Source organism: Kitasatospora sp. YST-16 (assembly GCF_026802215.1).
GTDB classification, from domain to species: domain Bacteria; phylum Actinomycetota; class Actinomycetes; order Streptomycetales; family Streptomycetaceae; genus Kitasatospora; species Kitasatospora cineracea.
This window is the reverse complement of record NZ_CP113837.1, coordinates 4,607,902-4,631,838: the sequence shown is the minus strand read 5'-3', so window position 1 is coordinate 4,631,838 and position 23,937 is coordinate 4,607,902. Positions and strand designations below refer to the sequence as shown.

The following is a 23,937-nucleotide window of genomic DNA, read 5'->3' as shown; positions in this document are numbered from 1 at the left end:
CCCCGCCATGAACATCAAGTGGGCCGCACTGGCCGAGACCGCGGGCGTCAGCCTGCTCGTCACCGTCGCCGTGGTCGCCGTCTTCGCGCTCGGCAACCTCGCACTGTCCCGCCGGGAGGCCGCCGTCGCGGCGGGCACCGGCAGGGGCGTCCCGGCCCTGGTCGCCGCGGGCGTCTGCTTCGCGGCCTGCACGGCCGTGGTGCTGTACGGCATCTCACTGATCGCCGCCAAGTAACGCGCCGCGCACGACGAAGGGCCCCCGCCGCACGGCGGGGGCCCTTCTCGCATGTCGTCGTCGGCGGGCGGCCGCCGGTCAGTCGGCGACCAGCTCCGCCTGCTTGGCCCCGGCGGGGGCGGTCGGCCGCTCCTCGTTGGAGGTGCGCAGCGGCACCTCGCGGATGAACAGCACCAGCAGGAAGCCGACCACCGCGAACGGCGCGGCGATCAGGAACACCGTGCCGACGCCGTGCCCGTACGCGTCGGTGATCAGCGGGACGATCTGCGCGGGCAGCTTCTTGAGGTCCGGGATGCCGTCGCCGCCCGCCCCGGCAGCGGGGATCCCGGCCTTGGCGAAGTTCTCCGCCGCGTAGCTGGCCACCTTGTGGCCGAGCAGCGCGCCGAGCGCGGAGACGCCCATCGCGCCGCCCATGGTGCGGAAGAAGGTGACCACCGAGCTGGCCGCGCCGAGCTCGTTGCGCGGCACCGTGTTCTGCACCGCGAGCACCAGGTTCTGGCTGGTCAGGCCGAGGCCGATGCCGGCCAGCAGCATGTAGAGGGCGAGCAGCGGGTACGCGGTGTCGGCCCGGGCGGTGCCCATCAGGCCGAGGCCGGCGGCGAGCAGCACGGTGCCGGCGACCAGGAAGCCCTTCCACTTGCCGTACTTGGTGATCAGCTTGCCGGCCACGGTGGAGGAGACCGCCAGACCGAGGATCATCGGCAGGGTGAGCAGGCCGGCCTGGGTGGGCGACTTCTCCTTGGCGAGCTGGAAGTACTGGCCGAGGAAGGTGGTGGTGCCGTACATCCCGACGCCGACGAAGGCGCTGGCCAGCGCGGCGAGCGCGACGGTGCGGTGGCGGAACAGGTCGAGCGGGATCAGCGGTTCGGCGGCGCGCTTCTCGACCGCGACGAACAGGCCGGCCAGCGCCAGGCCGCCGAGCACCATGACGGCGGTCTGCCAGGAGACCCAGTCGTAGTTCTTGCCGGCCAGCGAGATCCAGATCATCAGCAGGCTGACGGCGGCGGTGATCAGCGTCGCGCCCAGGTAGTCGATCTTCGGCTTGCGGGCGGCGGCCTCGGGGAGCTTGAGGGTGCGCTGCAGCACCAGGATGGCGACCAGCGCGAACGGGACGCCGACGTAGAAGCACCAGCGCCAGCCGAGCCAGGAGGTGTCCACGATGACGCCGCCGATCAGCGGGCCGCCGATGGTGGCGAGTGCGAAGACCGCGCCGAAGTAGCCGCTGTAGCGGCCGCGTTCGCGCGGCGGGACCATCGCGGCCAGGCAGATCTGGCCGAGCGCGATCACGCCGCCGGCGCCGATGCCCTGGAGCACCCGGCAGAAGATCAGCATGCCGATGCTCTGCGACAGGCCGGCCAGCGCCGAGGAGAGCACGTAGATCACCATGGCGATCTGGACCAGCAGCTTCTTGCTGACCAGGTCGGAGAGCTTGCCCCAGAGCGGGGTGGCGGCGGTGATCGACAGCAGGGCGGCGGTGACCACCCAGGTGTACGCGGACTCGCCGCCGTGCAGGTCGGTGAGGATCCGCGGGAGCGCGTTGGAGACGACCGTGGAGGAGAGCACGGCCACGAACAGGCCGAGGAGCAGGCCCGAGAGGGCTTCGAGGACTTGGCGGTGGGACATCTGGACCTGCGGTGGTGCCTTGAGGGTCGTCGACATGCGCTTCCTTCGACTAAAAATTCGTTGCCTCAAGCAACTATACGCGGATAGTTGACTGAGGCAACTTTCTTCAAGTCCAAGTAAAGGCGCGCCCGGTCGAGGAGCGCTCGGGATCCGCTGCCGCCGGGCCGGACGCCCCGGTCAGACCCCCTCGGTCAGCTCGTTGAACCGCTCCAGCAGCCGGGCGAACTGCTCCAGCTCGGTCGGCTCCCACCCGGCCAGCGAGGCCCGGAACCGGTCCATCCGCTGCTCCCGGGCCGCCGCGAACCGCCGCTCGCCCTCCTCGGTCAGCGACACCAGCGAGGCCCGCCGGTCCAGCGGGTCGGTCTCCCGCCGCAGCAGCCCCAGCTCCTCGATCGCCCGGATCTGCCGGCTCACGGTGGCCTTGCCCACCCCGAAGTGCAGCCCGACGTCGGTCACCCGGGCCCGCCCGGACTCCCGGATGAACCCGAGCAGCACGTACGCCCCGGCCTCCAGCTCGGGGTGCACCAGCCGGGAGATCTCGGCGGCCCGCGCCCGGCTGCGCCGGAACAGGGTCGCCACCTCGCGCTCGACCGCGAGGAACGCCAGTTCGGCGGGGCTCCGCCGGTCCGAGGGGTCACTCATGGCGCTCAGTATCGCGCAGCTCGCGCCTCCCCCGGCACGCAACTGTTTCATGATATGAAGTATCCGTTTTGCCTCTTTTGAACCACTCGCCCCCTCTACCCCAAGGAGACGCCCCGCCATGGCCCACACGGCAGAGCCGGCCAAGGGATTCCTCGGCGAACTCCGGGACGCGGTCACCCCGCGCGCGTTCTTCCTGGTCGTCGCCGTCCTGCTGCTCCAGCTCGGCTTCATCACCTCCTACGTGGGCGCCCTGCACCACCCGACGCCGCACGAGCTGTCCATCGCGGTGGTCGCCCCGCCCGAGGTCGCGCCCAAGCTGGTCGGCGCGCTGGAGTCCGTCCCGGACGACGCGGTGCGCGCCTCCGTCCTGCCGGACGGGGACACCGCGCGGGCCCGGATCAAGGACCAGAAGATCTACGCGGCCTGGGTGGTCGACCCGACCGGCACCGAGGACGCGCTGCTGGTCGCCGAGGCCCGCGGCCCGGCCGCCTCCACCGCCGCGGAGGGCATCGTGACGAAGCTGGCCGCGAGCCAGGGCCGCACCGTCGTGGTGGACGACACCGTCCCGCTGGCCAAGGGCGACGCCGAGGGGCTGTCCGCCTTCTACCTGGTGGTCGGCTGGTGCGTGGGCGGCTACCTGGTCGCCTCGATCCTCGGGATCAGCGCCGGCTCCCGCCCGGCCAACACCGCCCGGGCGGTGCTGCGGCTGGGCACCCTGGCGCTGTACTCGGTCGCGGCGGGCCTGGGCGGCGCGCTGATCATCGGCCCGATCCTGCACGCGCTGCCCGGCTCGATCGCCGCGCTCACCGGCCTGGGCACCCTGGTGGTGTTCTCGGTCGGCGCCGTCACCATGGCCCTGGAGTGCCTGTTCGACGTGGTCGGCATCGGGCTGGCGGTGCTGCTCTTCGTGGTGCTGGGCAACCCCAGTGCGGGCGGCGTCTTCCCGCCGCCGCTGCTGCCCGCGTTCTGGCGGGCGATCGGCGAGTGGATCCCGAACGGGGCCGGCACCTCCGCGGCCCGCTCGATCGCCTACCTGGACTCCACCAACCTCACCGTGCCGTTCCTGGTGCTGGCGCTCTGGGCGGTGCTCGGCATCGCGGTGACCTTCCTGGCGGTGGCCCGCCGCCCGCAGTTCGGCCGCCCCATCCCGCCCGAGGGCTGATCCGTCCCGCCCGAGGACTGATCCGTCCCGGCCGGGGACCGGCCCGGCCCGGGCGGGGTCAGACCCGCTCGGGCGCCCGCCCCGGCTGCTGGTGGCCGGCCGCCCGCTCGGACAGCTCGGTGAACACGAAGCGGTTCATCGCCCAGAACCGGAACGCCATCGCCAGCAGGGTGCCGATGATCATCCCGCTGAAGAAGTCGGCGAGCTCCTGGGTGAAGTGGCTCACGTCCGGCGTCCGGAAGTCGAACAGGTACCGGGACGCCACCAGCGGGAGGTCGTTCACCCCCACCGCCAGCGCGCTGACCACGAAGAACCCGGCCGCCTCCCGCTTGCGCCCGGCCGCGCGGAACGACCACTGCCGGTTCAGCACGTACGAGATCACCGTGGTCACCACGGTGGCGATGGTGAGCGCCAGCACCGGCTTGCTGTCCAGCACGGTGGTCTTCAGCCCGAAGTTGATCAGCATGGTCAGGACGAAGCAGGTCCCTCCGACCACGAGGAACTTCACCAGCTTGCGGTGCTTCACCAGGACCGGACGGAGGCGCTGGGGCACCAGGGCCAGCGCGCGCTGCGTAGGGGACGGCATGCGGGAAGTGTCCCATCGGCGCGGAACGGAGACCAGCAGGGGCCTGCCTCCGAACCCCCGTCGTCGGCCGGAGGCCGGCCTCGCGGCGTCTGGCGCGTGCTCTCGGCGTGCCGGCCGGAAGCCCTTGTACTGGGTGTACTCGGGTTTTCGGCCGGTGCGGCGAGCGGGCCCCTCCTGCCCGATGGCGGGCAAGGAGGGCGCGTGCCAGGCGTCGTGGGGCAGGCGGGGGTTCGGAGGCAGGCCCCCGGCCCCGTGGAACGTGTCCACGGGGCCCCTGCTCCGGGCGTCAGGCCGCCGCCACCAGCACCTCGGCCGGCTCCAGGGCCAGCCGCAGCACCTCGCGGACGTCCGACACCGGGTGGACCGTCAGGCGCTCCAGCACCTCGGCGGGGACGTCGTCCAGGTCCGCCTCGTTGCGCTTGGGGATGATCACCGTGGTGACCCCGGAGCGGTCCGCGGCCAGCAGCTTCTGCTTGACGCCGCCGATCGGCAGCACCCGCCCGGTCAGCGACACCTCGCCGGTCATCGCCACGTCGGTGCGCACCTTGCGGCCGGACAGCAGCGAGGCCAGCGCCGTGGTCATGGTGATGCCCGCGCTCGGGCCGTCCTTCGGCACCGCCCCGGCCGGCACGTGCAGGTGGATGCCCCGCTCGCGCAGCCCGGTCACCGGCAGCTCCAACTCGGCGCCGCGCGAGCGCAGGTAGGAGAGCGCGATGTGCGCGGACTCCTTCATCACGTCGCCCAGCTGGCCGGTCAGGACCAGCCCGGTCGCTCCGGTCTCGGCGTCCGCCAGCGAGGCCTCGATGTAGAGGACGTCGCCGCCGGCCCCGGTGACCGCCAGCCCGGTGGCCACGCCCGGCACCGCGGTGCGCCGCTCGGCCGGTTCCTGCGCCGCCTCCGGCACGTGGTGCGGCCGGCCCAGCAGGGCCCGCAGGTCGTCCGCGCCGACCGCGGCGGGCAGCTCGCGCTCGCCCAGCTCGGTCTGCGCGGCGACCTTGCGCAGGATCCGCGCGATCGACCGCTCCAGGTTCCGGACGCCCGCCTCCCGGGTGTACTCGGCGGCCAGCTTGCGCAGCGCCGCCTCGTCCACCGTCAGCTCGTCCCCGCCGAGGCCGGCCTTGGCCAGCTGGCGCGGCAGCAGGTGGTCGCGGGCGATGGCGACCTTCTCGTCCTCGGTGTAGCCGTCGAGCCGGACCAGGTCCATCCGGTCCAGCAGCGGCTCCGGGATGGCCTCCAGCACGTTCGCCGTGGCCAGGAACACCACGTCGGAGAGGTCGAGTTCGACCTCCAGGTAGTGGTCCCGGAAGGTGTGGTTCTGCGCCGGGTCGAGGACCTCCAGCAGGGCCGCCGCCGGGTCGCCCCGGTAGTCCGAACCGACCTTGTCGATCTCGTCCAGCAGCACCACCGGGTTCATCGTCCCGGCCTCCTTGACCGCCCGGACGATCCGGCCGGGGATCGAGCCCACGTACGTCCTGCGGTGGCCGCGGATCTCCGCCTCGTCCCGCACGCCGCCGAGCGCGACCCGGACGAACGAGCGGCCCATCGCCTTGGCCACGCTCTCACCCAGCGAGGTCTTGCCGACCCCGGGCGGCCCGACCAGCGCCAGCACCGCGCCTCCCCGGCGCCCGCCGATCTGGCCGAGGCCCTGGTCGGCCCGGCGCTTGCGCACCGCCAGGTACTCGACGATCCGGTCCTTCACGTCCGCCAGCCCGGTGTGGTCCGCGTCCAGCACGGCGCGGGCCCCGGCGATGTCGTACGCGTCCTCCGAGCGCTCGTTCCACGGCAGTTCGAGGACGGTGTCCAGCCAGGTGCGGATCCACGAGCCCTCGGGCGACTGGTCGCTGGCGCGCTCCAGCTTGTCGACCTCCTTGAGCGCCGCCTCGCGCACCTTCTCGGGCAGCGCGGCCGCCTCGACCCGGGCCCGGTAGTCGTCCTCCTCGGAGTCGCTCTCGCCGTTCAGCTCGGCCAGCTCCTTGCGCACCGCCTCCAGCTGGCGGCGCAGCAGGAACTCCTTCTGCTGCTTGGCCACGCCCTCCTCGACGTCCTTGCGGATGGTGTCGTTGACCTCCTCCTCCGCGAGGTGCTCGCGCAGCAGGCTCAGCGCGTACTCCAGCCGGGCCGGGCGGTCCGCCTCCAGCAGCACCTTCAGCTTCTGCTCGGCGGTCGCGAACGGCGCGTACCCGATGTTGTCGGCCAGCTCGCCGACGTCCTCGATCGCGGCCACCCGGTCGACGATCTGCCAGGCCCCGCGACGGCGCAGCCACTGCGTCGACAGCGCCTTGTACTCCTTGACCAGCTCGGCCGCCCGCCCCGCCACCGGCAGCCCCTGGTCCGACTCCTTGAACGGCGTGGTCTCCACCCACAGCGCGGCCCCGGGCCCGGTCGTCCCGGCCCCGATCCGCACCCGCCGCACCGCCCGCACCAGCGCCGCCGGATCCCCGTCCGCCAGCCGCCCCACCTGCTCGACCGTCGCCAGCGCCCCCACCGCCGCGTACGACCCGTCCAGCCGCGGCACCAGCAGCACCTGCGGCTTCCCCCCTCCGCTCCCGGCCCGCGCCGCCTCCACGGCGGCCCGCACCTCGGGATTCGAAAGCTCCAGCGGAACCACCATGCCAGGGAGCACCACCTCGTCGTCGAGCGGCAGCACCGGCAGAGTGAGCGGAGCGGACATCGATGCCATGATCTCTCCCCAGTCAGTGAACTTGAGCTGACCTGACTAAGGTCTGGCGCCCCCCGATTGTTCCCCACCCCGCGTTCACCCCCAGTGAACACACCCCGGCACAGCGGAAACCCCGCGTCGGCGGAAGGCGGGGAACCGCACGGAGCCGAGAAAAGAGGGGCCCGGAAGACTGCGGAACAGCACGGGCAGCGCGCGAAGCCGGCCGGCCCGAGGAATCCCGGCACAGCGAAAACCCCGCGCCCCGTCAGGGGCGCGGGGAACTGCGCGGGGCGGCAGGCGCGGGCCGGAAAGGTCGTGGCACGGGCGGCCCGCCCGCGTGCCGGTGCGACTGCGCGGTCACCCTTCCGCCGGGGCCGCCTTCGGCCGCCCTGCGCGCCCCACACCGGCACCGGTCGCGCCGTCCGCGCCCGCCGCGTCCGCCACGGGCCGCGGGGCCCGCGCCCGCGCAGGAGCGGCCAGAGCGCGACGCCCACCCCCAGCGCGGCGGGGTGGCCGACCGAGGTGATCAGGTCGGGGTCGGTCAGCAGCTGGTGTCCGATCAGCGCGAGCCCGGCGCCGAGCGCGACCTTCCGCCCGGTCGGGCCGAGCAGTCCGGCGAGCGCGCCGAGCGAGGTGAGGACGCCGTAGGAGACGCCGATGTCCATCGCGTCGAGCAGCTCGGTCTCGGCTCCGCCGGCCGCCACCGCGGCCACCACGACGGCCTGCGAGAGCAGGGTCGCGGCGATGTGGCCGGCGCCGAAGACGCCGAGGGCACGAAGGCCGCCGATGCGTCGTTCCAAGGGTGCGACGGTGAGGGCGAAGGCCCAGAAGTAGGGCATCCAGACCGGTCCGGCGACCCACAGGCCGCTGCCGACCAGGGAGAGCGCGGGGTGGACGAGCAGGTTGTGCGCGTCGGTGGAGGAGAGCGACTGGAGCCGGTGCACGGTGTCCTGGTCGCCGAAGCGCGCGTAGAGGGTGGTGCCGAGCAGCAGGGCGAGGTAACCGAGGGCGAACGGGTTGGCCCGCGGCGTGGGCACGGCCCGGAGTCCGGGCCGGATCAGTCGTCGGCGCAGTTCCGCGCTGGTCATGGTGCCTCCAGGACGCTTCGTCGTGCCCACGATACGGGTGACGGGTGAGAGGTGTCTGAGGAACTTCTGTGAAGACCTCTGCCCGGGCACGTGCCGCTCGCACACGTACCGTTACAGCTCGCAAGTGCTGCGGGTAAGGTATCGGCCCGTGCCCGTCCGAGCGGGGACCTGCCAAACCTGCCCCGACCGCGGGCGGGGGCACTCAGCGCCGGAACGGCGCGACGGAAACAAGACGACTACGAGCGGAAGCCCGCCGTCCCCCCGGACGGCCGGCCCGCGAGCCCTGGGGGCGGTGGCGTGACCGTGACAGAGATTCAGCAAGAGCCGATCAGCAGTGGACCGGTGGGCACCCAGCGACGGGTGCTCGTCGTGGAGGACGAGCCGACCATCGCGGAGTCGATCGCGGCGCGGCTGGGAGCCGAGGGCTTCAAGGTGGCGGTGGCCCACGACGGGCCGGGCGCGGTGGACGGGTTCCACACCTGGCAGCCGGACCTGGTGGTGCTGGACATCATGCTGCCGGGCTTCGACGGCCTGGAGGTGTGCCGCCGGATCCAGGCGCAGCGCCCGGTGCCGGTGCTGATGCTGACCGCGCGGGACGACGAGACGGACCTGCTGGTGGGCCTGGGCGTCGGTGCGGACGACTACATGACCAAGCCGTTCTCGATGCGCGAGCTGGCGGCCCGGGTGAACGTGCTGCTGCGCCGGGTGGAGCGGGCCCAGCAGGCGGCCCGGACGCCCGCGCTGGGGTCCCTGCGGTTCGGCGAGCTGGAGATCGACCACGTGCAGCGCCGGGTCCGGCTGGGCAGCGGCGACGTGCACCTGACGCCGACCGAGTTCGACCTGCTGGCCTGCCTGGCGGCGCAGCCGCGCGCGGTGCTGACCCGCGAGCAGCTGCTGGCCGAGGTGTGGGACTGGACCGACGCGTCCGGCACCCGCACGGTGGACAGCCACGTGAAGGCGCTGCGCCGGAAGATCGGCGCGAGCTGGATCCGCACGGTGCACGGCGTGGGGTACGCGCTGGAGGCCCCGCTGTCCTGACCGGACGCCGCCGGTCCGGGCCCGCGGGCCCGTCCGCGGCGCGTCCGGCCCCCTCACCGAGGACAAGTCGCAGGGACACCATGACCTTTCCGCAGCAACGCAACGGGGAAGCCGAACCGGCTCCCCCCCGGCCCCGGCCCTCGCTCGCGGCGCGCGCCGCGCACCGGGTGTGGACGGACATCCGTCCGTTCGACCCGGTCCGCTCGATCAAGGGCAAGTTGGCGGTGCTGGTGGTCGTCTCGGTGGTGCTGGCCACCGGGATGGTGGTGGTGGCGATCCGGTCGGAGACCCAGATCCGGATCATCATGATCTTCTCGCTGATCGCCTCGCTGCTGTTCATGCAGTTCCTGGCGAACGGGCTGACGGCGCCGCTGCGCGACATGACGGCGGCGGCGCGGTCGATGGCGGAGGGCGACTACAGCGCCCGGGTCGAGGTGTCCTCGCGGGACGAGATCGGCGAGCTGGCCGACACCTTCAACCGGATGGCGGGCGACCTGGAGGCCGCCGACCGGCACCGCCGCGAGCTGATCGCCAACGTCTCGCACGAGCTGCGCACGCCGATCGCGGCGCTGCGCGGCCTGCTGGAGAACGTGGTGGACGGCGTGGTGAAGCCCGACCCGAAGAACCTGGGCACCGCGCTGGAGCAGACCGAGCGGCTGGGCCGGCTGGTGACCCACCTGCTGGACCTGTCGAAGCTGGACGACGGCGTGGTCCCGCTGGACTCCCGCCCGTTCCCGGTCCGCCCGTTCCTGGACGGGGTGCTGCGCGGGGTGACGGTGGACGGGGCGACGGCGGGCGGCGCGTACGCCCGGCGCGGGGACGTCCGGCTGGAGGTGGAGGTGGAGCCGGCCGGGCTGTCCGCGGTGGCGGACGAGGAGCGGCTGCACCAGGTGGTGGCCAACCTGGTGGACAACGCCTGCAAGCACTCGCCGGCCGGCGGCACGGTGACGGTGCGGGCCCGGGCGGCCGAGGGCGGCGGGCTGCTGCTGGAGGTGGAGGACCAGGGTCCGGGCATCCCGGCGGCGGACCGCGAGCGGGTCTTCGAGCGGTTCGGCCGGAGCGGTTCGCCGACCGCGCTGGGGCCGGGCAGCGACGGCGGGACGGGCCTCGGGCTGGCGATCGCGCGCTGGGCGGTGGACCTGCACGGCGGCCGGATCCGGGTGGCGGAGGCGGCCGCGGGCTGCCGGATCGAGGTCACCCTGCCGGGTGAGACGCCGGCGCCGGTCTGAGACTGTGGCGGAATCGGTACAAACCGGGGACGGGCTGCTCGGCACCGGCCCCCGCTCCGGACCGCCAACTGGTCCAGACCACTACTTCGTCCGATTTTCTGCCAGTATGACCACGACCGATCAGGGGCCTTTTCCCTGATTTCCGGCATCCCTAACGCTCGGATCCGGCCAAAAACCCGCTCGGCGGTGTGATCTGGGTGACGCCTGACCACCGGGGACTGCGCGATCACTGGTCGGAGGCGTAGCCTTAATCCCCGCTGTCCACCATCCCAAAAGGAAGCGGAAGAGGGCGGTTGCCCCGTGTCGCCACACCAAGAAACCCCCAGCTCGGCAAGCTCCACTGGCTTCGGCCCCAATGAGTGGCTCGTCGACGAGATCTACCAGCAGTACCTCCAGGACCCGGCCTCGGTCGACCGTGCCTGGTGGGACTTTTTCGCCGACTACAAGCCCGGTACCGAGGTGACTCCAGTGACCCAGGCCGCAACTCCGGTCGGCGCCCAGCCGACCCCCGTTGCCGCTCCCGTTGCCGCAGCTCCGGCCGCGCCCGCCGCCCCCGCGCCCGTCGCGTCGGCGCCCGCGCAGCCGGTGGCCGCCCCCGCGCCGCTCCCGGCCGCCCCCGCCGCGCCGCCCGCGCCGAAGGCGGCGGCCCCGGCCGCCGCCGCGCCCGCGAAGGCCGCCGCCGAGGGCCCCGAGCTGGTCCAGCTGCGCGGCCCGGCCAAGGCCGTGGCGTCCAACATGGACGCCTCGCTGGAGGTTCCGACCGCCACCTCGGTGCGCGCCGTCCCGGCGAAGCTGCTGATCGACAACCGCATCGTCATCAACAACCACCTGCAGCGCGCCCGCGGCGGCAAGGTGTCCTTCACCCACCTGATCGGCTACGCGCTGGTCCAGGCCGTGAAGGCCAACCCCGCGATGAACTACAGCTACAAGGTGGAGGACGGCAAGTCCTACCTGGTGAAGCCCGAGCACGTGAACCTGGGCCTCGCCATCGACCTGGTCAAGCCGAACGGCGACCGCCAGCTGGTCGTCGCGGCCATCAAGAAGGCCGAGACGCTCGACTTCTTCGGCTTCTGGCAGGCCTACGAGGACATCGTCCGCCGGGCCCGCGCCAACAAGCTGACCATGGACGACTTCACCGGCGTCACGGTCTCGCTGACCAACCCCGGCGGCATCGGCACCGTGCACTCCGTGCCGCGCCTGATGCAGAACCAGGGCACCATCGTCGGCGTCGGCGCGATGGAGTACCCGGCCGAGTTCCAGGGCTCCTCCCAGGAGACGCTGGCCCGCCTGGGCATCTCCAAGATCATGACCCTGACCTCGACCTACGACCACCGGGTCATCCAGGGCGCGGCCTCGGGCGAGTTCCTCCGCTCGATCCACCAGCTGCTGCTGGGCGCGAACAACTTCTACGACGAGGTGTTCGAGTCCCTGCGGATCCCGTACGAGCCGGTGCGCTGGGCGACCGACGTGGCGACCACCCACGACGACGAGGTCAACAAGACCGCCCGGGTCATCGAGCTGATCCACTCCTACCGGGTCCGCGGCCACCTGATGGCCGACACCGACCCGCTGGAGTACATGCAGCGCAAGCACCCCGACCTGGACGTCGTCTCGCACGGCCTCACCCTGTGGGACCTGGAGCGCGAGTTCGCGGTCGGCGGCTTCGGCGGCCAGAAGATGATGAAGCTCCGCGACATCCTCGGCCTGCTGCGCAACACCTACTGCCGCACCGTCGGCATCGAGTACATGCACATCCAGGACCCGGCGCAGCGCAAGTGGCTGCAGGAGCGCCTGGAGAAGCCGTACACCAAGCCGGAGCGCGAGGAGCAGCTGCGCATCCTGCGCCGGCTGAACTCGGCCGAGGCGTTCGAGACCTTCCTGCAGACCAAGTACGTCGGGCAGAAGCGGTTCTCGCTGGAGGGCGGCGAGTCGCTCATCCCGCTGCTGGACGCCACCATCGACGCCGCCGCCGAGCACCGCCTCGACGAGGCCGTCATCGGCATGGCGCACCGCGGCCGGCTGAACGTGCTGGCGAACATCGTCGGCAAGCCGTTCGGCAAGATCTTCGGCGAGTTCGAGGGCAACCTCGACCCGAAGTCGATGCACGGCTCCGGCGACGTCAAGTACCACCTGGGCTCCGAGGGCACCTTCACCGGCCTGGACGGCGAGACCATCAAGGTGTCGCTGGCCGCCAACCCCTCGCACCTGGAGACCGTCGACCCGGTCGTCGAGGGCATCGCCCGCGCCAAGCAGGACATCCTGGACTTCGGCGGCACCACCTTCCCGGTGCTCCCGATCCAGATCCACGGCGACGCGGCCTTCGCGGGCCAGGGCGTGGTCGCGGAGACCCTGAACATGTCGCAGCTGCGCGGCTACCGCACCGGCGGCACCGTGCACATCGTGGTCAACAACCAGGTCGGCTTCACCGCCGCCCCGGCCTCCTCGCGCTCCTCGATGTACTGCACCGACGTGGCCCGGATGATCGAGGCGCCGATCTTCCACGTGAACGGCGACGACCCGGAGGCCGTGGTCCGCGTCGCGCGGCTGGCCTTCGAGTTCCGCCAGCAGTTCCACAAGGACGTCGTGATCGACCTCATCTGCTACCGCCGCCGCGGTCACAACGAGGCCGACAACCCGTCGTTCACCCAGCCGCTGATGTACGACCTGATCGACAAGAAGCGCTCGGTGCGCAAGCTCTACACCGAGGCGCTGATCGGTCGCGGCGACATCACCATGGAAGAGGCCGAGCAGGCGCTGCAGGACTTCCAGGGCCAGCTGGAGAAGGTGTTCTCCGAGGTCCGCGAGGCCGTCGCCGCCCCGGCCCCGGCCGAGGCCGGCCGCCCGGTCGCGGACTTCCCGGTGTCGATCCAGACCGGCATCTCCGCCGAGATGGTCAAGCGGATCGCCGCCTCGCAGGTCAACCTGCCGGACTGGCTGACCGTGCACCCGCGCCTGCTGCCGCAGCTGCAGCGCCGCGCCGCCTCGGTCGAGGACAACACCATCGACTGGGCCACCGGCGAGGCGCTCGCCATCGGCTCGCTGCTGATGGAGGGCCACCCGGTCCGGCTGGCCGGCCAGGACTCCCGCCGCGGCACCTTCGGCCAGCGCCACGCGGTGCTGATCGACCGGAACACCGGCGAGGACTACACCCCGCTGATGTACCTGACCGAGGACCAGGCCCGGTTCACCGTCTACGACTCGCTGCTCAGCGAGTACGCGGCGATGGGCTTCGAGTACGGCTACTCGCTGACCCGCCCGAACGCGCTGGTCATGTGGGAGGCGCAGTTCGGCGACTTCGTCAACGGCGCGCAGACCATGGTCGACGAGTACATCGCGTCCGCCGAGCAGAAGTGGGGCCAGCACTCCGGCGTCACCCTGCTGCTGCCGCACGGCATGGAGGGCCAGGGCCCGGACCACTCGTCCGCCCGCCCGGAGCGCTTCCTGGCGCTGTGCGCGCAGGACAACATGACGGTCGCCATGCCGACCCTGCCGTCGAACTACTTCCACCTGCTGCGCTGGCAGGCGCACAACCCGCACCACAAGCCGCTCATCGTCTTCACCCCGAAGTCGATGCTGCGCCTGAAGGCCGCGGCGTCCGCCACCTCCGAGTTCCTCAGCGGCTCGTTCCGCCCGGTGATCGGGGACAGCACGGTCGACCCGGCGCAGGTCCGCAAGGTGGTGATCACCTCCGGCAAGTTCTACTACGACCTGGAGGCGGCCCGGACCGCGCGCGGCACCACCGACACCGCGATCGTCCGCGTCGAGCGCCTGTACCCGCTGCCGGTGGCCGAGCTCCAGGAGGAGCTCAGCCGCTACGGCGACGACGTGCAGTTCGTCTGGGCGCAGGAGGAGCCGGCCAACCAGGGCGCCTGGCCGTTCATCGCCATGAACCTGGTCGACCACCTGCAGGTCGTGATCGGCCGCTCCGGTGGCAACGCCCGGCTGCGCCGGGTCGCCCGCACGGCCTCCTCGGCCCCCGCGGTCGGCTCCGCCAAGCGGCACGCGGCCGAGCAGCAGGCGCTGATCGAAGAGGTGTTCTCGCTCTGACCCGCTGAGGCGCGGCACCGCACCGACCGCCCCCGTCCCCGGTTCTCCGGGGGCGGGGGCGGTTCCGTTTCCGGACCGTGATGCGCTGCGGACCGCCGCGGGCTGCACGGGTTCTGACGGATCGATAGGTTATGGGGCGCCGTCCGGTGGAGCCGCCCGGACGGCCGTCTTCCGGCACCGTCGTCCAAGGGGGAACCGCCGCATGGCAGCCGACACTCCGCAGAACGCCGTCCCACTCCCACCGGTCTTCCAGCCGCTGCTGCCGGACGACCCCCGGGAGGTCGGCGGGTACCGGCTGTTCGCCCGCCTCGGCGCCGGCGGCATGGGCCGGGTCTACCTGTCGTACACGCCGGGCGGCCGGCCGGTGGCGCTCAAGGTGGTCCGGCCGGAGTTCGCCGAGGACGGGGAGTTCCGCCGCCGCTTCGCGCAGGAGGTGAGCAGCGCCCAGCGCATCCACGGGCTGTACACGGCGCAGGTGATCGACTCCGGCGGCCTGGAGTCGGGCGCGCCGTGGCTGGTCACCTCGTACGTGCCCGGGCCGTCGCTGCAGCAGGTGGTGCGCGAGCACGGGGCGCTGCCGGTGCGCACGGTGCTGCTGCTGGTGGGCGGGATCGCGGAGGCGCTGCAGGCGATCCACAGCGTGCGGGTGGTGCACCGGGACCTCAAGCCGGCCAACGTGCTGGTGGCCGCGGACGGGCCGCGGGTGATCGACTTCGGCATCGCCCGGGCCGCCGACGCGACGGCGCTGACCGGCACCGGTTACCGGATCGGCTCGCCCGCCTTCATGTCGCCGGAGCAGGCCCAGGGCCGGCCGGTCACCGCGGCCACCGACGTGTTCGCGCTGGGCGCGCTGGCCGCGTACGTGGCGGGCGGCGCGCCGCCGTTCGGCGACGGACCGGACACCGCGGTGCTGTACCGGGTGGTGCACGAGGAGCCGGAGCTGGGCACCGTGCCGGCGCCGCTGCGCGAGCTGATCGGGCGCTGCCTGGCCAAGGACCCTGAGGACCGGCCGACGCCCGCCGAGATCATCGAGGCGGCCCGGGAGCACCCGGTGGTGGGCGGGCAGCTGCGGTTCGGCGAGGACTGGCTGCCGGGGCAGGTGAACACCGAGATCACCCGGCGCTCCGACCTGCCGAGGACCCCGCCGACGCCGCTGCCGGCCGCGCCGCCGACCCTGCCGGCCACTCCCCCGCTGCCGCTCGCCCCGCCGGCCCAGCCGCCCGCGCAGGCGCACACCCCGGCGCCGCACGCCCCGGCACCGCACGCCCCGCTGCCGCCGGCCGGGGCGTTCGGGCCGCCCGTGCCCGTCTCGGAGGCGGTCACCGGCCCGGTGGCGCCGGCCGATCCGACGGTGCGGCTGACCGAGCAGCACACCCCGCCGCCCGGCCCGGCCGTCCCGTTCGCCGCCGGGCCCGTCCCGGTGGCAGCCCCCGCTCCGGCCGCCGGGCGGGAGGAGCGCCGCCGCGGGGTGTCCTGGAAGACCCTGCTGGTGGTCGCGCTGGTGACGCTGCTGGCGGGCACCGCGGGCGGGCTGGTGCTGATGAAGCAGCTCGGCAAGAACGACAGGAAGGACGACCGGCCGGTCGCCACCCAGACCGTCACGGTGGGCCCGAGCCCGGCGGGCGGCGGGGTGGGCGGCGACGGCGGCAGCCAGGACCGGGTGTCGGCCCCGCCGTCGGCGTCCGGGTCCGCCGGTGCGAAGTCCTCGGCCTCCGCGTCGGCCCACCAGAGCGGGGCGCCGGCCGGGTTCACCGCGGTCTACACCGACCGCGCGCTGTCCGCGCCCAGCAACGACTACGGCTTCGACCTGCTCAACGGCAAGGTGGTGCCGACCTCGATCAGCGACACCCTGGTGCGGCCCAGCTACGACAAGCTGTACGTGCCGGACGACTTCGACCGCTACCTCAGCAAGTCGGACTCGCTCAGCCCGCAGGAGTGCTCGGACGCCATCGACAAGAACCCGAGCGCCGCGTTCCCGTACGGCGACCTGCCGCCGGGCCGGCTGATCTGCGTGCGCAACCGGCAGAGCTGGGGCGTGGCGATCATGAAGATCACCAACGTCGGCAACGACGGCGCGGTGTCGCTCTCGCTCAGCTACTACCGGTACAACGGCTGATCGCGGCGCCACTATCCTGGGGTGCGACGGACCTGGAACCACCCACCCCCGGAGCGAACCACCGTGTACTTCACCGACCGCGGCATCGAGGAGTTGGAGAGCCGGCGTGGCGAGGAGGAGGTCACTTTCGAGTGGCTGGCCGAGCGCCTGCGGGAGTTCGTGGACCTGAACCCGGACTTCGAGGTGCCGGTGGAGCGGCTGGCCACCTGGCTGGCCCGGCTGGACGACGAGGACGACGAGTGACCGGCTGACGCACCGTCAGCAGCACGGCCCGGGAGGCGAGTTCGCCTCCCGGGCCGTCCGCGTTCCCGGGGTTCCCCCGGAGGGCGGGTCGGGGCCGGGTCGGGGTGCGCTCCGGGTCGGGATCCGGGTCGGGCCTCCTTGACTTCCCAGTCACGCGATATATCGTGAATAGCAGAAGAACGCGATACATCGCGTATGGGCGGACGGGGAGCCGGAAATGACCCAGTGGACGGTAGACAGCACCGAGCAGATCGCCTTCGACGAGAGCGTGCACACCCTGCACGTCCGGGTCGTCGACGGCGCCGTGAACGTGGTCCCCACCGAGGGGCCCGCCCGGCTGGAGGTGGCCAGGCTGGAGGGCGAGCCGCTCCAGGTCACCCTGGAGGACGGCGTGCTCACGGTCACCTACAAGGACCTCAGCTGGGGCGAGTTCGGCGAGGCCGTGAAGTCCGTGCAGACGGTGAAGTCCTTCTTCTCCGGGCTGCGCCGCAAGCGCAGCGCCGACCTGACGGTCGCGGTGCCGGCCGCCGCCGTGGTCCGGGTCGGCACCGTCTCCGCCGACGCCACCGTCTCCGGCATCGCCGGCGAGGTCGGCGTGCACGGGGCCAGCGGCGCCACCACGCTGGCCGGGCTGACCGGCCTGGTCAGCGCCAACACCGTCTCGGGGGACGTGGACGCCGAGGGCCTGTCCGGCGAGCTGAAGGTCAACACGGTGTCCGGCGCCGTCACCCTGGTGGCCGGCTCGGCGACCAGGATCCGCGCCCACTCGGTCTCCGGCGCCGTCACCCTGGACCTGGACGCCGCCACCCCCACCGACATCGGCGTCAACACCGTCTCCGGCCCGGTCGGCGTCCGGCTGCCCGCCCTCGCCGACGCCAAGGTCGAGGCCGGCACCACCAGCGGGACGCTCTCCAGCGCCTTCGCCGAGCTGAGCGTCGGCGGCGGCTGGGGCTCCAAGAAGCTCTCCGGCCAGCTCGGCACCGGCCGCGGCCGCCTCGCGGTGACCACGGTGACCGGCGCGGTCACCGTCCAGCGCCGCCCCGAGGCCGAGGAGGACCGCCCGCTCAAGGAGCTGTCGGCCTCCCCGCTCGACCTGACCAAGGAGTCCTGATGACACCGGTGTTCGGCCACGGGCGGCTGCGCCTCTACCTGCTGAAGCTGCTCGACGAGAGCCCCCGGCACGGCTACGAGGTGATCCGGCTGCTGGAGGAGCGCTTCCACGGCCTGTACGCGCCCTCCGCGGGCACCGTCTACCCCCGGCTGGCCAAGCTGGAGGCCGAGGGCCTGGTCAGCCACACCACCGAGGGCGGCCGCAAGGTCTACCGGCTGACCGACGCCGGGCGGAGCGAACTCGCCTCCCGGGCCGCCGAGTTGACCGACCTGGAGGTCGAGATCCACGACTCGGTCGGCCAGCTCGCCGGGGCCATCCGGCAGGACGTCCGGGACAACGCCAAGGACCTGCGCGCCGAGCTGTGGAACCAGGCCGCCGCCGACCCCGCCGCGTCCTCGGCCGGGACGCCCTGGCGCGACCAGGAGTCCTGGCAGCGGGCCAAGGAGGAGTTCGCCCGGCTCAAGGCCGAGACCAAGGAGCAGGCCCGGCGCGCCAAGGAGCAGGAGAAGGCCGCCCGGCAGCAGACCAAGGCCGCCGAGGCGGAGGCCCGGAAGCTGCGCGAGCAGTCCAAGGCCGCCCGCACCGCCGCCCAGCAGGAGGCGCTGCGGCTCAAGCGCCGGGTCGAGGAGCAGGTCAGGGCGCACGCCGCGGGCGGCGACTGGTCGGCCGGCCTGGCCGAGGGCCTGGCCGAACTCACCCGCGGCCTGGGCTCGTTGGCGGACGCCGCGCGCTGGGGCGCGCCCGAGGAGCCGGCCGTCCGGATCGACCTCGACAAGGACGCCCCGGCGCCCGAGGCCGCCGACCTGCCGGACTGGGCCCGCACCGACCCGGACGGCGACCCGGCCCGCGAGCTGGAGCGGCTGCTCGACCGGTTCCGCGACCACGTCCGGGACACCGCCCGCGACCGCGGCGTCGACGCCGCCCGGCTGGCCCGCGCCCAGCAGGCGCTGGCCGCCGCCGCCCGCGCCCTGTACGGACGCTGACGGCGCGTCAGAGACCCGGAGCGCCCCCGAGGACGGGTCGGGGGCGCTCCGCCCGTTGCGCGGGGCTTGGCCGCGGCAGGGCGGCGGGGGCCGTCAGGGGGTGAGCACCAGCTTGCCGAACACGTCCCCGCGCTCCAGCCGGGCGAACGCCTCCCGGGCCTCCGTCAGCGGCAGCACCGAGTCGATCACCGGCCGCACCCCGGCGTTGGCGCACAGCGCCAGCAGGCCGGCCAGCTCCTCCTTGGAGCCCATCGTCGAGCCGACCACCTTCAGCTCCAGGAAGAAGATCCGGTTCAGCTCGGCGGCCTTCGGGTTCGGCCCGCTGGTGGCCCCCGAGATCACGATCGTGCCGCCCGGGCGCAGCGACTTCACCGAGTGCGACCAGGTCGCCGCGCCGACCGTCTCCAGCACCGCGTCCACCCGCTCGGGCAGCCGGGCCCCGCTCTCGAACGCGGCGTCCGCACCGAGCTCCACCGCCCGGGCCCGCTTCGCCTCGTCCCGCCCGGTGACCCACACCCGCAGCCCGGCCGCCTTGGCCAGCACCACCAGCGCGGTCGACACCCCGCCGCCGGCGCCCTGCACCAGCACGGTGTCGCCGGGCTTCACCCCGGCGTTGGTGAACAGCATCCGGTACGCGGTCAGCCAGGCGGTGGGCAGGCAGGCGGCCTGCTCGAAGCTCAGTTCGGCGGGCTTGGGCAGCAGGTTCCAGGTCGGCACCGCGACGCGCTGGGCGAAGGTGCCCTGGTAGCGCTCGGTCAGGATCGAGCGCGGCTCGTGCGGGCCGACGCCGTGGCCGCTCTGGCCGACCACCGAGTGGATCACCACCTCGTTGCCGTCCTGGTCCACGCCCGCCGCGTCGCAGCCGAGCACCATCGGCAGCCGCTCGGCGGGCAGGCCCACCCCGCGCAGCGACCACAGGTCGTGGTGGTTGAGCGTGGCGGCCTTCACCGTCACCACGCTCCAGCCCGGCCGCGCCTCCGGTTCGGGCAGCTCGCCCAGCTCCAGCGCGCTCAAGGGGTCGTCGGGACTGATACGGGCGGCGTAGGCAGCGAACATGCCCGGACCATAGCCCCGCGGGGCCCGGCCCGTTAACCGCGACGCACTGTGAACGTCCCCATATTGCTTTTCCCGCACCGCCGTTCCGCGCCCCGCGCCCCGTGCCGGGGGAAACGGACGGCGGGGTCCGCCCCGGACGGTGTCCCGTCCCCGGGCGGACCCCGCGGTACCGCGGCTGCGCGTCAGATCCGGGCGATGCCCTCCGCCTTCGCCGCCTCCGCGACCGCGCGGGTGACCGCCGGGGCGACCCGCTCGTCAAAGGGCGACGGGATGACCTTCTGCGGGGTCAGCTCGTCGGCGACGACGCCCGCCAGGGCCTTCGCCGCGGCGAGCTTCATGCCCTCGGAGATCCGGCCGGCCCGGACCGAGAGCGCGCCGGCGAAGATGCCCGGGAAGGCCAGCACGTTGTTGATCTGGTTCGGGAAGTCGGAGCGCCCGGTGGCGACGACCGCCGCGTACCGGTGGGCCACCTCGGGGTGGATCTCCGGGGTGGGGTTGGCCATGGCGAAGACGAAGCAGCCCGGCGCCATGGTGGCGACGACCTCCTCCGGGACGGTGCCGCCGGAGACGCCGATGAACACGTCCGCGCCCGCCAGCGCGTCGGCCAGGGTGCCCGTGCGGCCGGTCCGGTTGGTGAGCGCCGCGATCTCGGCCTTGGCGTCGGTGAGGTCCTCGCGGCCCTGGTGGACCACGCCCCGGCGGTCGCAGACCGCGACGTCGCCGATGCCGGCGGCCAGCAGCATCTTGGCGATGGCGATGCCGGCCGCGCCCGCGCCGGAGATGACCGCGCGCAGGTCGCCGACCTGACGGCCGGTCACCTTGGCGGCGTTCCACAGCGCGGCGGTGGTGACGATCGCGGTGCCGTGCTGGTCGTCGTGGAAGACCGGGATGTCGAGCCGCTCCTGGAGCTGCTTCTCGATCTCGAAGCAGCGCGGGGCGGAGATGTCCTCCAGGTTGACGCCGCCGAAGGACGGGGCGAGCCGGACGACGGTCTCGACGATCTCGTCGACGCCGGTGCAGTCCAGCGCGATCGGCACCGCGTCGACGCCGCCGAACTGCTTGAACAGGATGGCCTTGCCCTCCATCACGGGCAGCGAGGCCCGCGGGCCGATGTCGCCGAGGCCGAGCACCGCGGTGCCGTCGGTGACGACGGCCACGGTGTTGGACTTCCAGGTGTAGTCGTCGACCAGTTCGGGCTGTTCGGCGATGGCGGTGCAGACCCGGGCCACGCCCGGGGTGTAGGCGAGCGACAGGTCCTCGGCGTCGCGCACCGGGACGGTCGCCCGGATCTCCATCTTGCCGCCGCGGTGGAGCGCGAAGACGGCGTCCACCGGGTCGTCGGTGCTCTGGGTGTCGGTGATGATCTCCGCTGCCACAATGACCTCTTCGTCATATCAGCGAAGGCGCGCGTCCGACGGACTATCGGCCCGGCCACGCGGGAACGCGTGAGTCCGAGTCCGCCGCTCGAGGCGGACTCGGGTCCGGGTCGGGCGCTGCCGTCGGCGGCGCCCTCGGGTGAGGGTATAGGTGTTCTGCGCTGTTTCGTCCGGATCCGGCACCGCACCTGTGCCGGGTCCTTCTTGTCCGCGTGGCCCCCGAAGCGAGGGGTCCGCAGGGCACTCGCAGGAGTGAACGCAGACACGGAGGGGAGCTGGCGCCTTCGGATACGGAGCCGGTGACGGCTTCCGTTCCTGGGCACCCCGGCCCTGTGGCGAACCGGCGGTCTGAGTTCTGCGTCGGGGGTCACCCGATACCAGATTCTGACACACCCGCTACCCGATCCATCAGGTCGGGATGGCAGTATCCGGTGTTCGACCACCGTTGTCCGGACGTTCCCGCGCCTGTCGGGCCGCGTCCTGCCCCGTCGCACCCGGCCGCGCCCACCGGCGCGCAGCGGCGGGGGCCCGCCCCACCTCTCCCACAGGAGGACCCAGATGTCGACGGACACTCCCCCCGCCAGATCCGGCGCCGTTCCCCGCCCCGCCGCCCTCGCCGCCGCCGCGGTGGCCGGCTCGCTGCTGCTGGCGGGCTGCGGCTCCGGCACCCCGTCCGGCGGCAGCGCCCCGGACACCGACCTGCACGCCCAACTGCCCGCGCAGGTGCGGTCCGCGGGGGTGCTGCGGATCGGCTCGGACCTGACCTACGCTCCGATCGGATTCAAGGGCGAGGGCGGCAAGCCGGACGGGCTGGACGTCGACCTGGCCCACGCGCTGGGCGACGCGCTGGGCGTGCAGGTGCAGTTCGTCGACGCGCCGTTCGACCGGCTGCGGCTGGGGCTGCAGGCGCACGAGTACGACCTGCTGATGTCCGGGATGACCGACAACCCGCAGCGCCGGGACGGCACCGACGACCAGGCCCGCAAGATCAACGAGGGCCTGGACTTCGTCGACTACTTCGTCACCGGCACCTCGATCGTGGTGGCCAAGGGCAACCCGCAGAAGATCGCCACCCTGGACGACCTGTGCGGGCGGACGGTCGCGCTGCAGCGCGGCACCGTCCAGTCGGTGCTGATGGAGCGCCAGGTCGGGGCCTGCCAGAAGGCCGGCAAGAAGCTGACGGTGACCGAGACCGACACCGACGACCAGGCGCTGGCGCTGGTGGCCCAGGGCCGGGCGGCGGCCGACCTGAACGACTCCCCGGTCGCGGCGCACGCGGTCAAGAACGGCCGGGCCGGGGCGCAGTTCCAGCTGGCCGGCGAGCAGTTGCAGGTGGCGCCGTACGGGATCGCGTTCGCCAAGGAGGACACCGCGCTGCGGGACGCCGTGGCGAAGGCGCTGAACCGGCTGATCCGGGACGGGGTGTACGACAAGGTGCTGGCCAAGTGGGGCCTGGGCGACGGCGCGGTGCAGAGCGCCGTGGTGAACGGCAGCTTCTGACCGGACGGGCGGGCCGGGGCCGGGCGGACCGGGTCCGGAGTGTCACCCGGTGCATGGGCATGCACCGGGTGGCATGGTCGGGGAAAAGCTCCGCATACCGGACAGTCATCCGTCCTGTTATCCGATTTTGATCTGGGAGGGGGTCCGATTTCCCACCCACAGTGGCAGGATTCCCCCCACATCGGATCCACCTGTCACCTCGGCGGAGGGTGGCGAGCACCGAACTGCTGTACCGCTCGGCACTACCGGCGGCGCGGCGCCCCGTCCGATTCCCCCAGGAGGAGATCCCCCATGCCCGCTGCCCGTAACCCGCGTCTCCGGCCGATCACCGCAGCCGCCGTCCTCGCGGCCGGCTCCCTGCTCCTCACCGCGTGCGGAAGCGGCGGAGGCGGCTCCGCCGGCGGCGTCGACACCTCGGCACCGCTCTACGGCAAGCTTCCCGCCGAGATCCAGAAGGCCGGCGTCATCAAGGTCGGCTCCGAGGTCGCCTACGCCCCCGTGGAGTACAAGCAGGGCGAGAAGATCGTCGGCATCGACCCCGACCTGGCGGACGCGCTCGGCAAGCAGCTGGGGGTCAAGTTCCAGATCCAGGACGCCGGGTTCGACACCCTGATCACCTCCCTCGGCACCAAGCGGATCGACCTGATCATGTCCGCGATGACGGACAACAAGGACCGCCAGGGCAAGGGCGTCGAGTTCGTCGACTACTTCCGGGCCGGCACCTCGATCCTGACCCAGAAGGGCAACCCGAAGGGCATCCACTCGCTCGACGACCTGTGCGGCCAGACGGTCGCCCTGCAGAAGGCGACCGTCAACGAGGACGCCGCGAAGACCCAGTCCGACAAGTGCACCGCGGCGGGCAAGGGCGCGATCACCATCCAGGGGTACGAGCACGACGGCGAGGCCCTGCTCAAGCTGAAGTCCGGCGCCGCCGTCGCCGACCTCAACGACTACCCGGTCGCCGCCTACAACGCGCAGACGTCCGGCGGCGGCAAGGACTTCGAGGTCGTCGGCGAGCAGATCGACCCGGGCCTCTACGGAATCGGCGTGGCCAAGGACAACACCCAGCTCCGCGACGCCGTCAAGGCCGGCGTGGAGGCCCTCATCGCCAACGGCGAGTACGCCAAGATCCTCGACAAGTACAACGTGAAGCTCGGTGCGGTCAGTTCCGTGACCGTCAACGGCGGTTCCTGACCCGCACCCGGGTGGGCACGCGACGGTGTCCACCCGGCGGGCCCCCGCA

Annotated in this window: 17 protein-coding genes and 1 pseudogene; 11 read left to right on the top strand and 7 right to left on the bottom strand. The window is 72.8% G+C overall.

The annotated features are described in order from the left end of the window. Positions 1–7: 7 nt before the first annotated feature. Positions 8–235: a hypothetical protein gene (locus OU787_RS21285; RefSeq protein WP_030457768.1), complete on the top strand. Its 228-nt coding sequence runs from the start codon at positions 8–10 to the stop codon at positions 233–235. Positions 236–313: 78 nt separating this feature from the next. On the opposite strand, the gene OU787_RS21280 is transcribed toward OU787_RS21285, so the two are convergent. Together OU787_RS21280 and OU787_RS21275 are read right to left on the bottom strand one after the other, a co-directional pair. Continuing rightward, positions 314–1,894 (bottom strand): MDR family MFS transporter, encoded by a 1,581-nt coding sequence (locus tag OU787_RS21280; RefSeq protein ID WP_327059407.1) that lies wholly within the window; start codon positions 1,892–1,894, stop codon positions 314–316. A 141-nt stretch (positions 1,895–2,035) separates the two neighbouring features. Then, complete coding sequence (locus OU787_RS21275; RefSeq protein ID WP_051816485.1) at positions 2,036–2,500, bottom strand: MarR family winged helix-turn-helix transcriptional regulator; 465 nt, start codon at positions 2,498–2,500, stop codon at positions 2,036–2,038. 118 nt (positions 2,501–2,618) lie between these two features. Between OU787_RS21275 and OU787_RS21270 the strand changes: the two genes are divergently transcribed. After that, positions 2,619–3,662 (top strand): ABC transporter permease, encoded by a 1,044-nt coding sequence (locus tag OU787_RS21270; RefSeq protein ID WP_030457771.1) that lies wholly within the window; start codon positions 2,619–2,621, stop codon positions 3,660–3,662. Positions 3,663–3,720: 58 nt separating this feature from the next. On the opposite strand, the gene OU787_RS21265 is transcribed toward OU787_RS21270, so the two are convergent. The 3 genes and pseudogenes from OU787_RS21265 to OU787_RS34850 form a co-directional block, all read right to left on the bottom strand. Beyond that, complete coding sequence (locus OU787_RS21265; protein ID WP_030457772.1) at positions 3,721–4,248, bottom strand: GtrA family protein; 528 nt, start codon at positions 4,246–4,248, stop codon at positions 3,721–3,723. A 286-nt stretch (positions 4,249–4,534) separates the two neighbouring features. After that, on the bottom strand, positions 4,535–6,928 hold the full coding sequence (gene lon, locus OU787_RS21260; RefSeq protein WP_030457773.1) for an endopeptidase La: 2,394 nt from the start codon (positions 6,926–6,928) through the stop codon (positions 4,535–4,537). A gap of 494 nt (positions 6,929–7,422) precedes the next feature. Continuing rightward, a pseudogene (locus OU787_RS34850) lies at positions 7,423–7,995 on the bottom strand (rhomboid-like protein); the annotation flags it as partial. A gap of 303 nt (positions 7,996–8,298) precedes the next feature. Between OU787_RS34850 and OU787_RS21250 the strand changes: the two are divergent. From OU787_RS21250 to OU787_RS21220, 7 genes are all read left to right on the top strand, one after another. Then, entirely contained in the window at positions 8,299–9,033 is a 735-nt protein-coding gene (locus OU787_RS21250) for a response regulator transcription factor (RefSeq protein WP_193588041.1), read from the top strand. Positions 9,034–9,113: 80 nt separating this feature from the next. Next, positions 9,114–10,262 (top strand): HAMP domain-containing sensor histidine kinase, encoded by a 1,149-nt coding sequence (locus OU787_RS21245; RefSeq protein ID WP_030457776.1) that lies wholly within the window; start codon positions 9,114–9,116, stop codon positions 10,260–10,262. A gap of 300 nt (positions 10,263–10,562) precedes the next feature. Next, positions 10,563–14,309 carry a multifunctional oxoglutarate decarboxylase/oxoglutarate dehydrogenase thiamine pyrophosphate-binding subunit/dihydrolipoyllysine-residue succinyltransferase subunit gene (locus OU787_RS21240; protein ID WP_268660284.1) on the top strand — a complete coding sequence of 1,249 codons (3,747 nt, stop codon included), beginning with the start codon at positions 10,563–10,565 and terminating at the stop codon, positions 14,307–14,309. A 202-nt stretch (positions 14,310–14,511) separates the two neighbouring features. Continuing rightward, entirely contained in the window at positions 14,512–16,425 is a 1,914-nt protein-coding gene (locus OU787_RS21235; protein ID WP_268660283.1) for a serine/threonine-protein kinase, read from the top strand. A gap of 63 nt (positions 16,426–16,488) precedes the next feature. Then, a complete protein-coding gene (locus OU787_RS21230; protein ID WP_030457779.1) occupies positions 16,489–16,668 on the top strand; it encodes a DUF6104 family protein in 180 nt (59 codons plus the stop codon). A gap of 217 nt (positions 16,669–16,885) precedes the next feature. Continuing rightward, positions 16,886–17,779, top strand: a complete 894-nt coding sequence (locus tag OU787_RS21225) for a DUF4097 family beta strand repeat-containing protein (protein ID WP_035953695.1) — start codon at positions 16,886–16,888, stop codon at positions 17,777–17,779. Continuing rightward, the gene (locus OU787_RS21220) at positions 17,779–18,762 is read left to right on the top strand and encodes a PadR family transcriptional regulator (RefSeq protein WP_030457781.1); all 984 of its coding nucleotides are present in this window, start codon (positions 17,779–17,781) and stop codon (positions 18,760–18,762) included. Before OU787_RS21225 ends, OU787_RS21220 begins: the two co-directional genes overlap by 1 nt. 93 nt (positions 18,763–18,855) lie before the next feature. On the opposite strand, the gene OU787_RS21215 is transcribed toward OU787_RS21220, so the two are convergent. Together OU787_RS21215 and OU787_RS21210 are read right to left on the bottom strand one after the other, a co-directional pair. Then, positions 18,856–19,818 carry a zinc-binding dehydrogenase gene (locus OU787_RS21215; RefSeq protein WP_268660282.1) on the bottom strand — a complete coding sequence of 321 codons (963 nt, stop codon included), beginning with the start codon at positions 19,816–19,818 and terminating at the stop codon, positions 18,856–18,858. Between the two features lie 182 nt (positions 19,819–20,000). Continuing rightward, the gene (locus OU787_RS21210; protein ID WP_030457783.1) at positions 20,001–21,194 is read right to left on the bottom strand and encodes an NAD(P)-dependent malic enzyme; all 1,194 of its coding nucleotides are present in this window, start codon (positions 21,192–21,194) and stop codon (positions 20,001–20,003) included. Between the two features lie 558 nt (positions 21,195–21,752). Here OU787_RS21210 and OU787_RS21205 point away from each other — a divergent pair. Further along, the gene (locus OU787_RS21205; RefSeq protein WP_030457784.1) at positions 21,753–22,694 is read left to right on the top strand and encodes an ABC transporter substrate-binding protein; all 942 of its coding nucleotides are present in this window, start codon (positions 21,753–21,755) and stop codon (positions 22,692–22,694) included. Positions 22,695–22,985: 291 nt separating this feature from the next. Beyond that, positions 22,986–23,888: an ABC transporter substrate-binding protein gene (locus OU787_RS21200; protein ID WP_268660281.1), complete on the top strand. Its 903-nt coding sequence runs from the start codon at positions 22,986–22,988 to the stop codon at positions 23,886–23,888. The last annotated feature ends 49 nt before the right edge of the window (positions 23,889–23,937 follow it).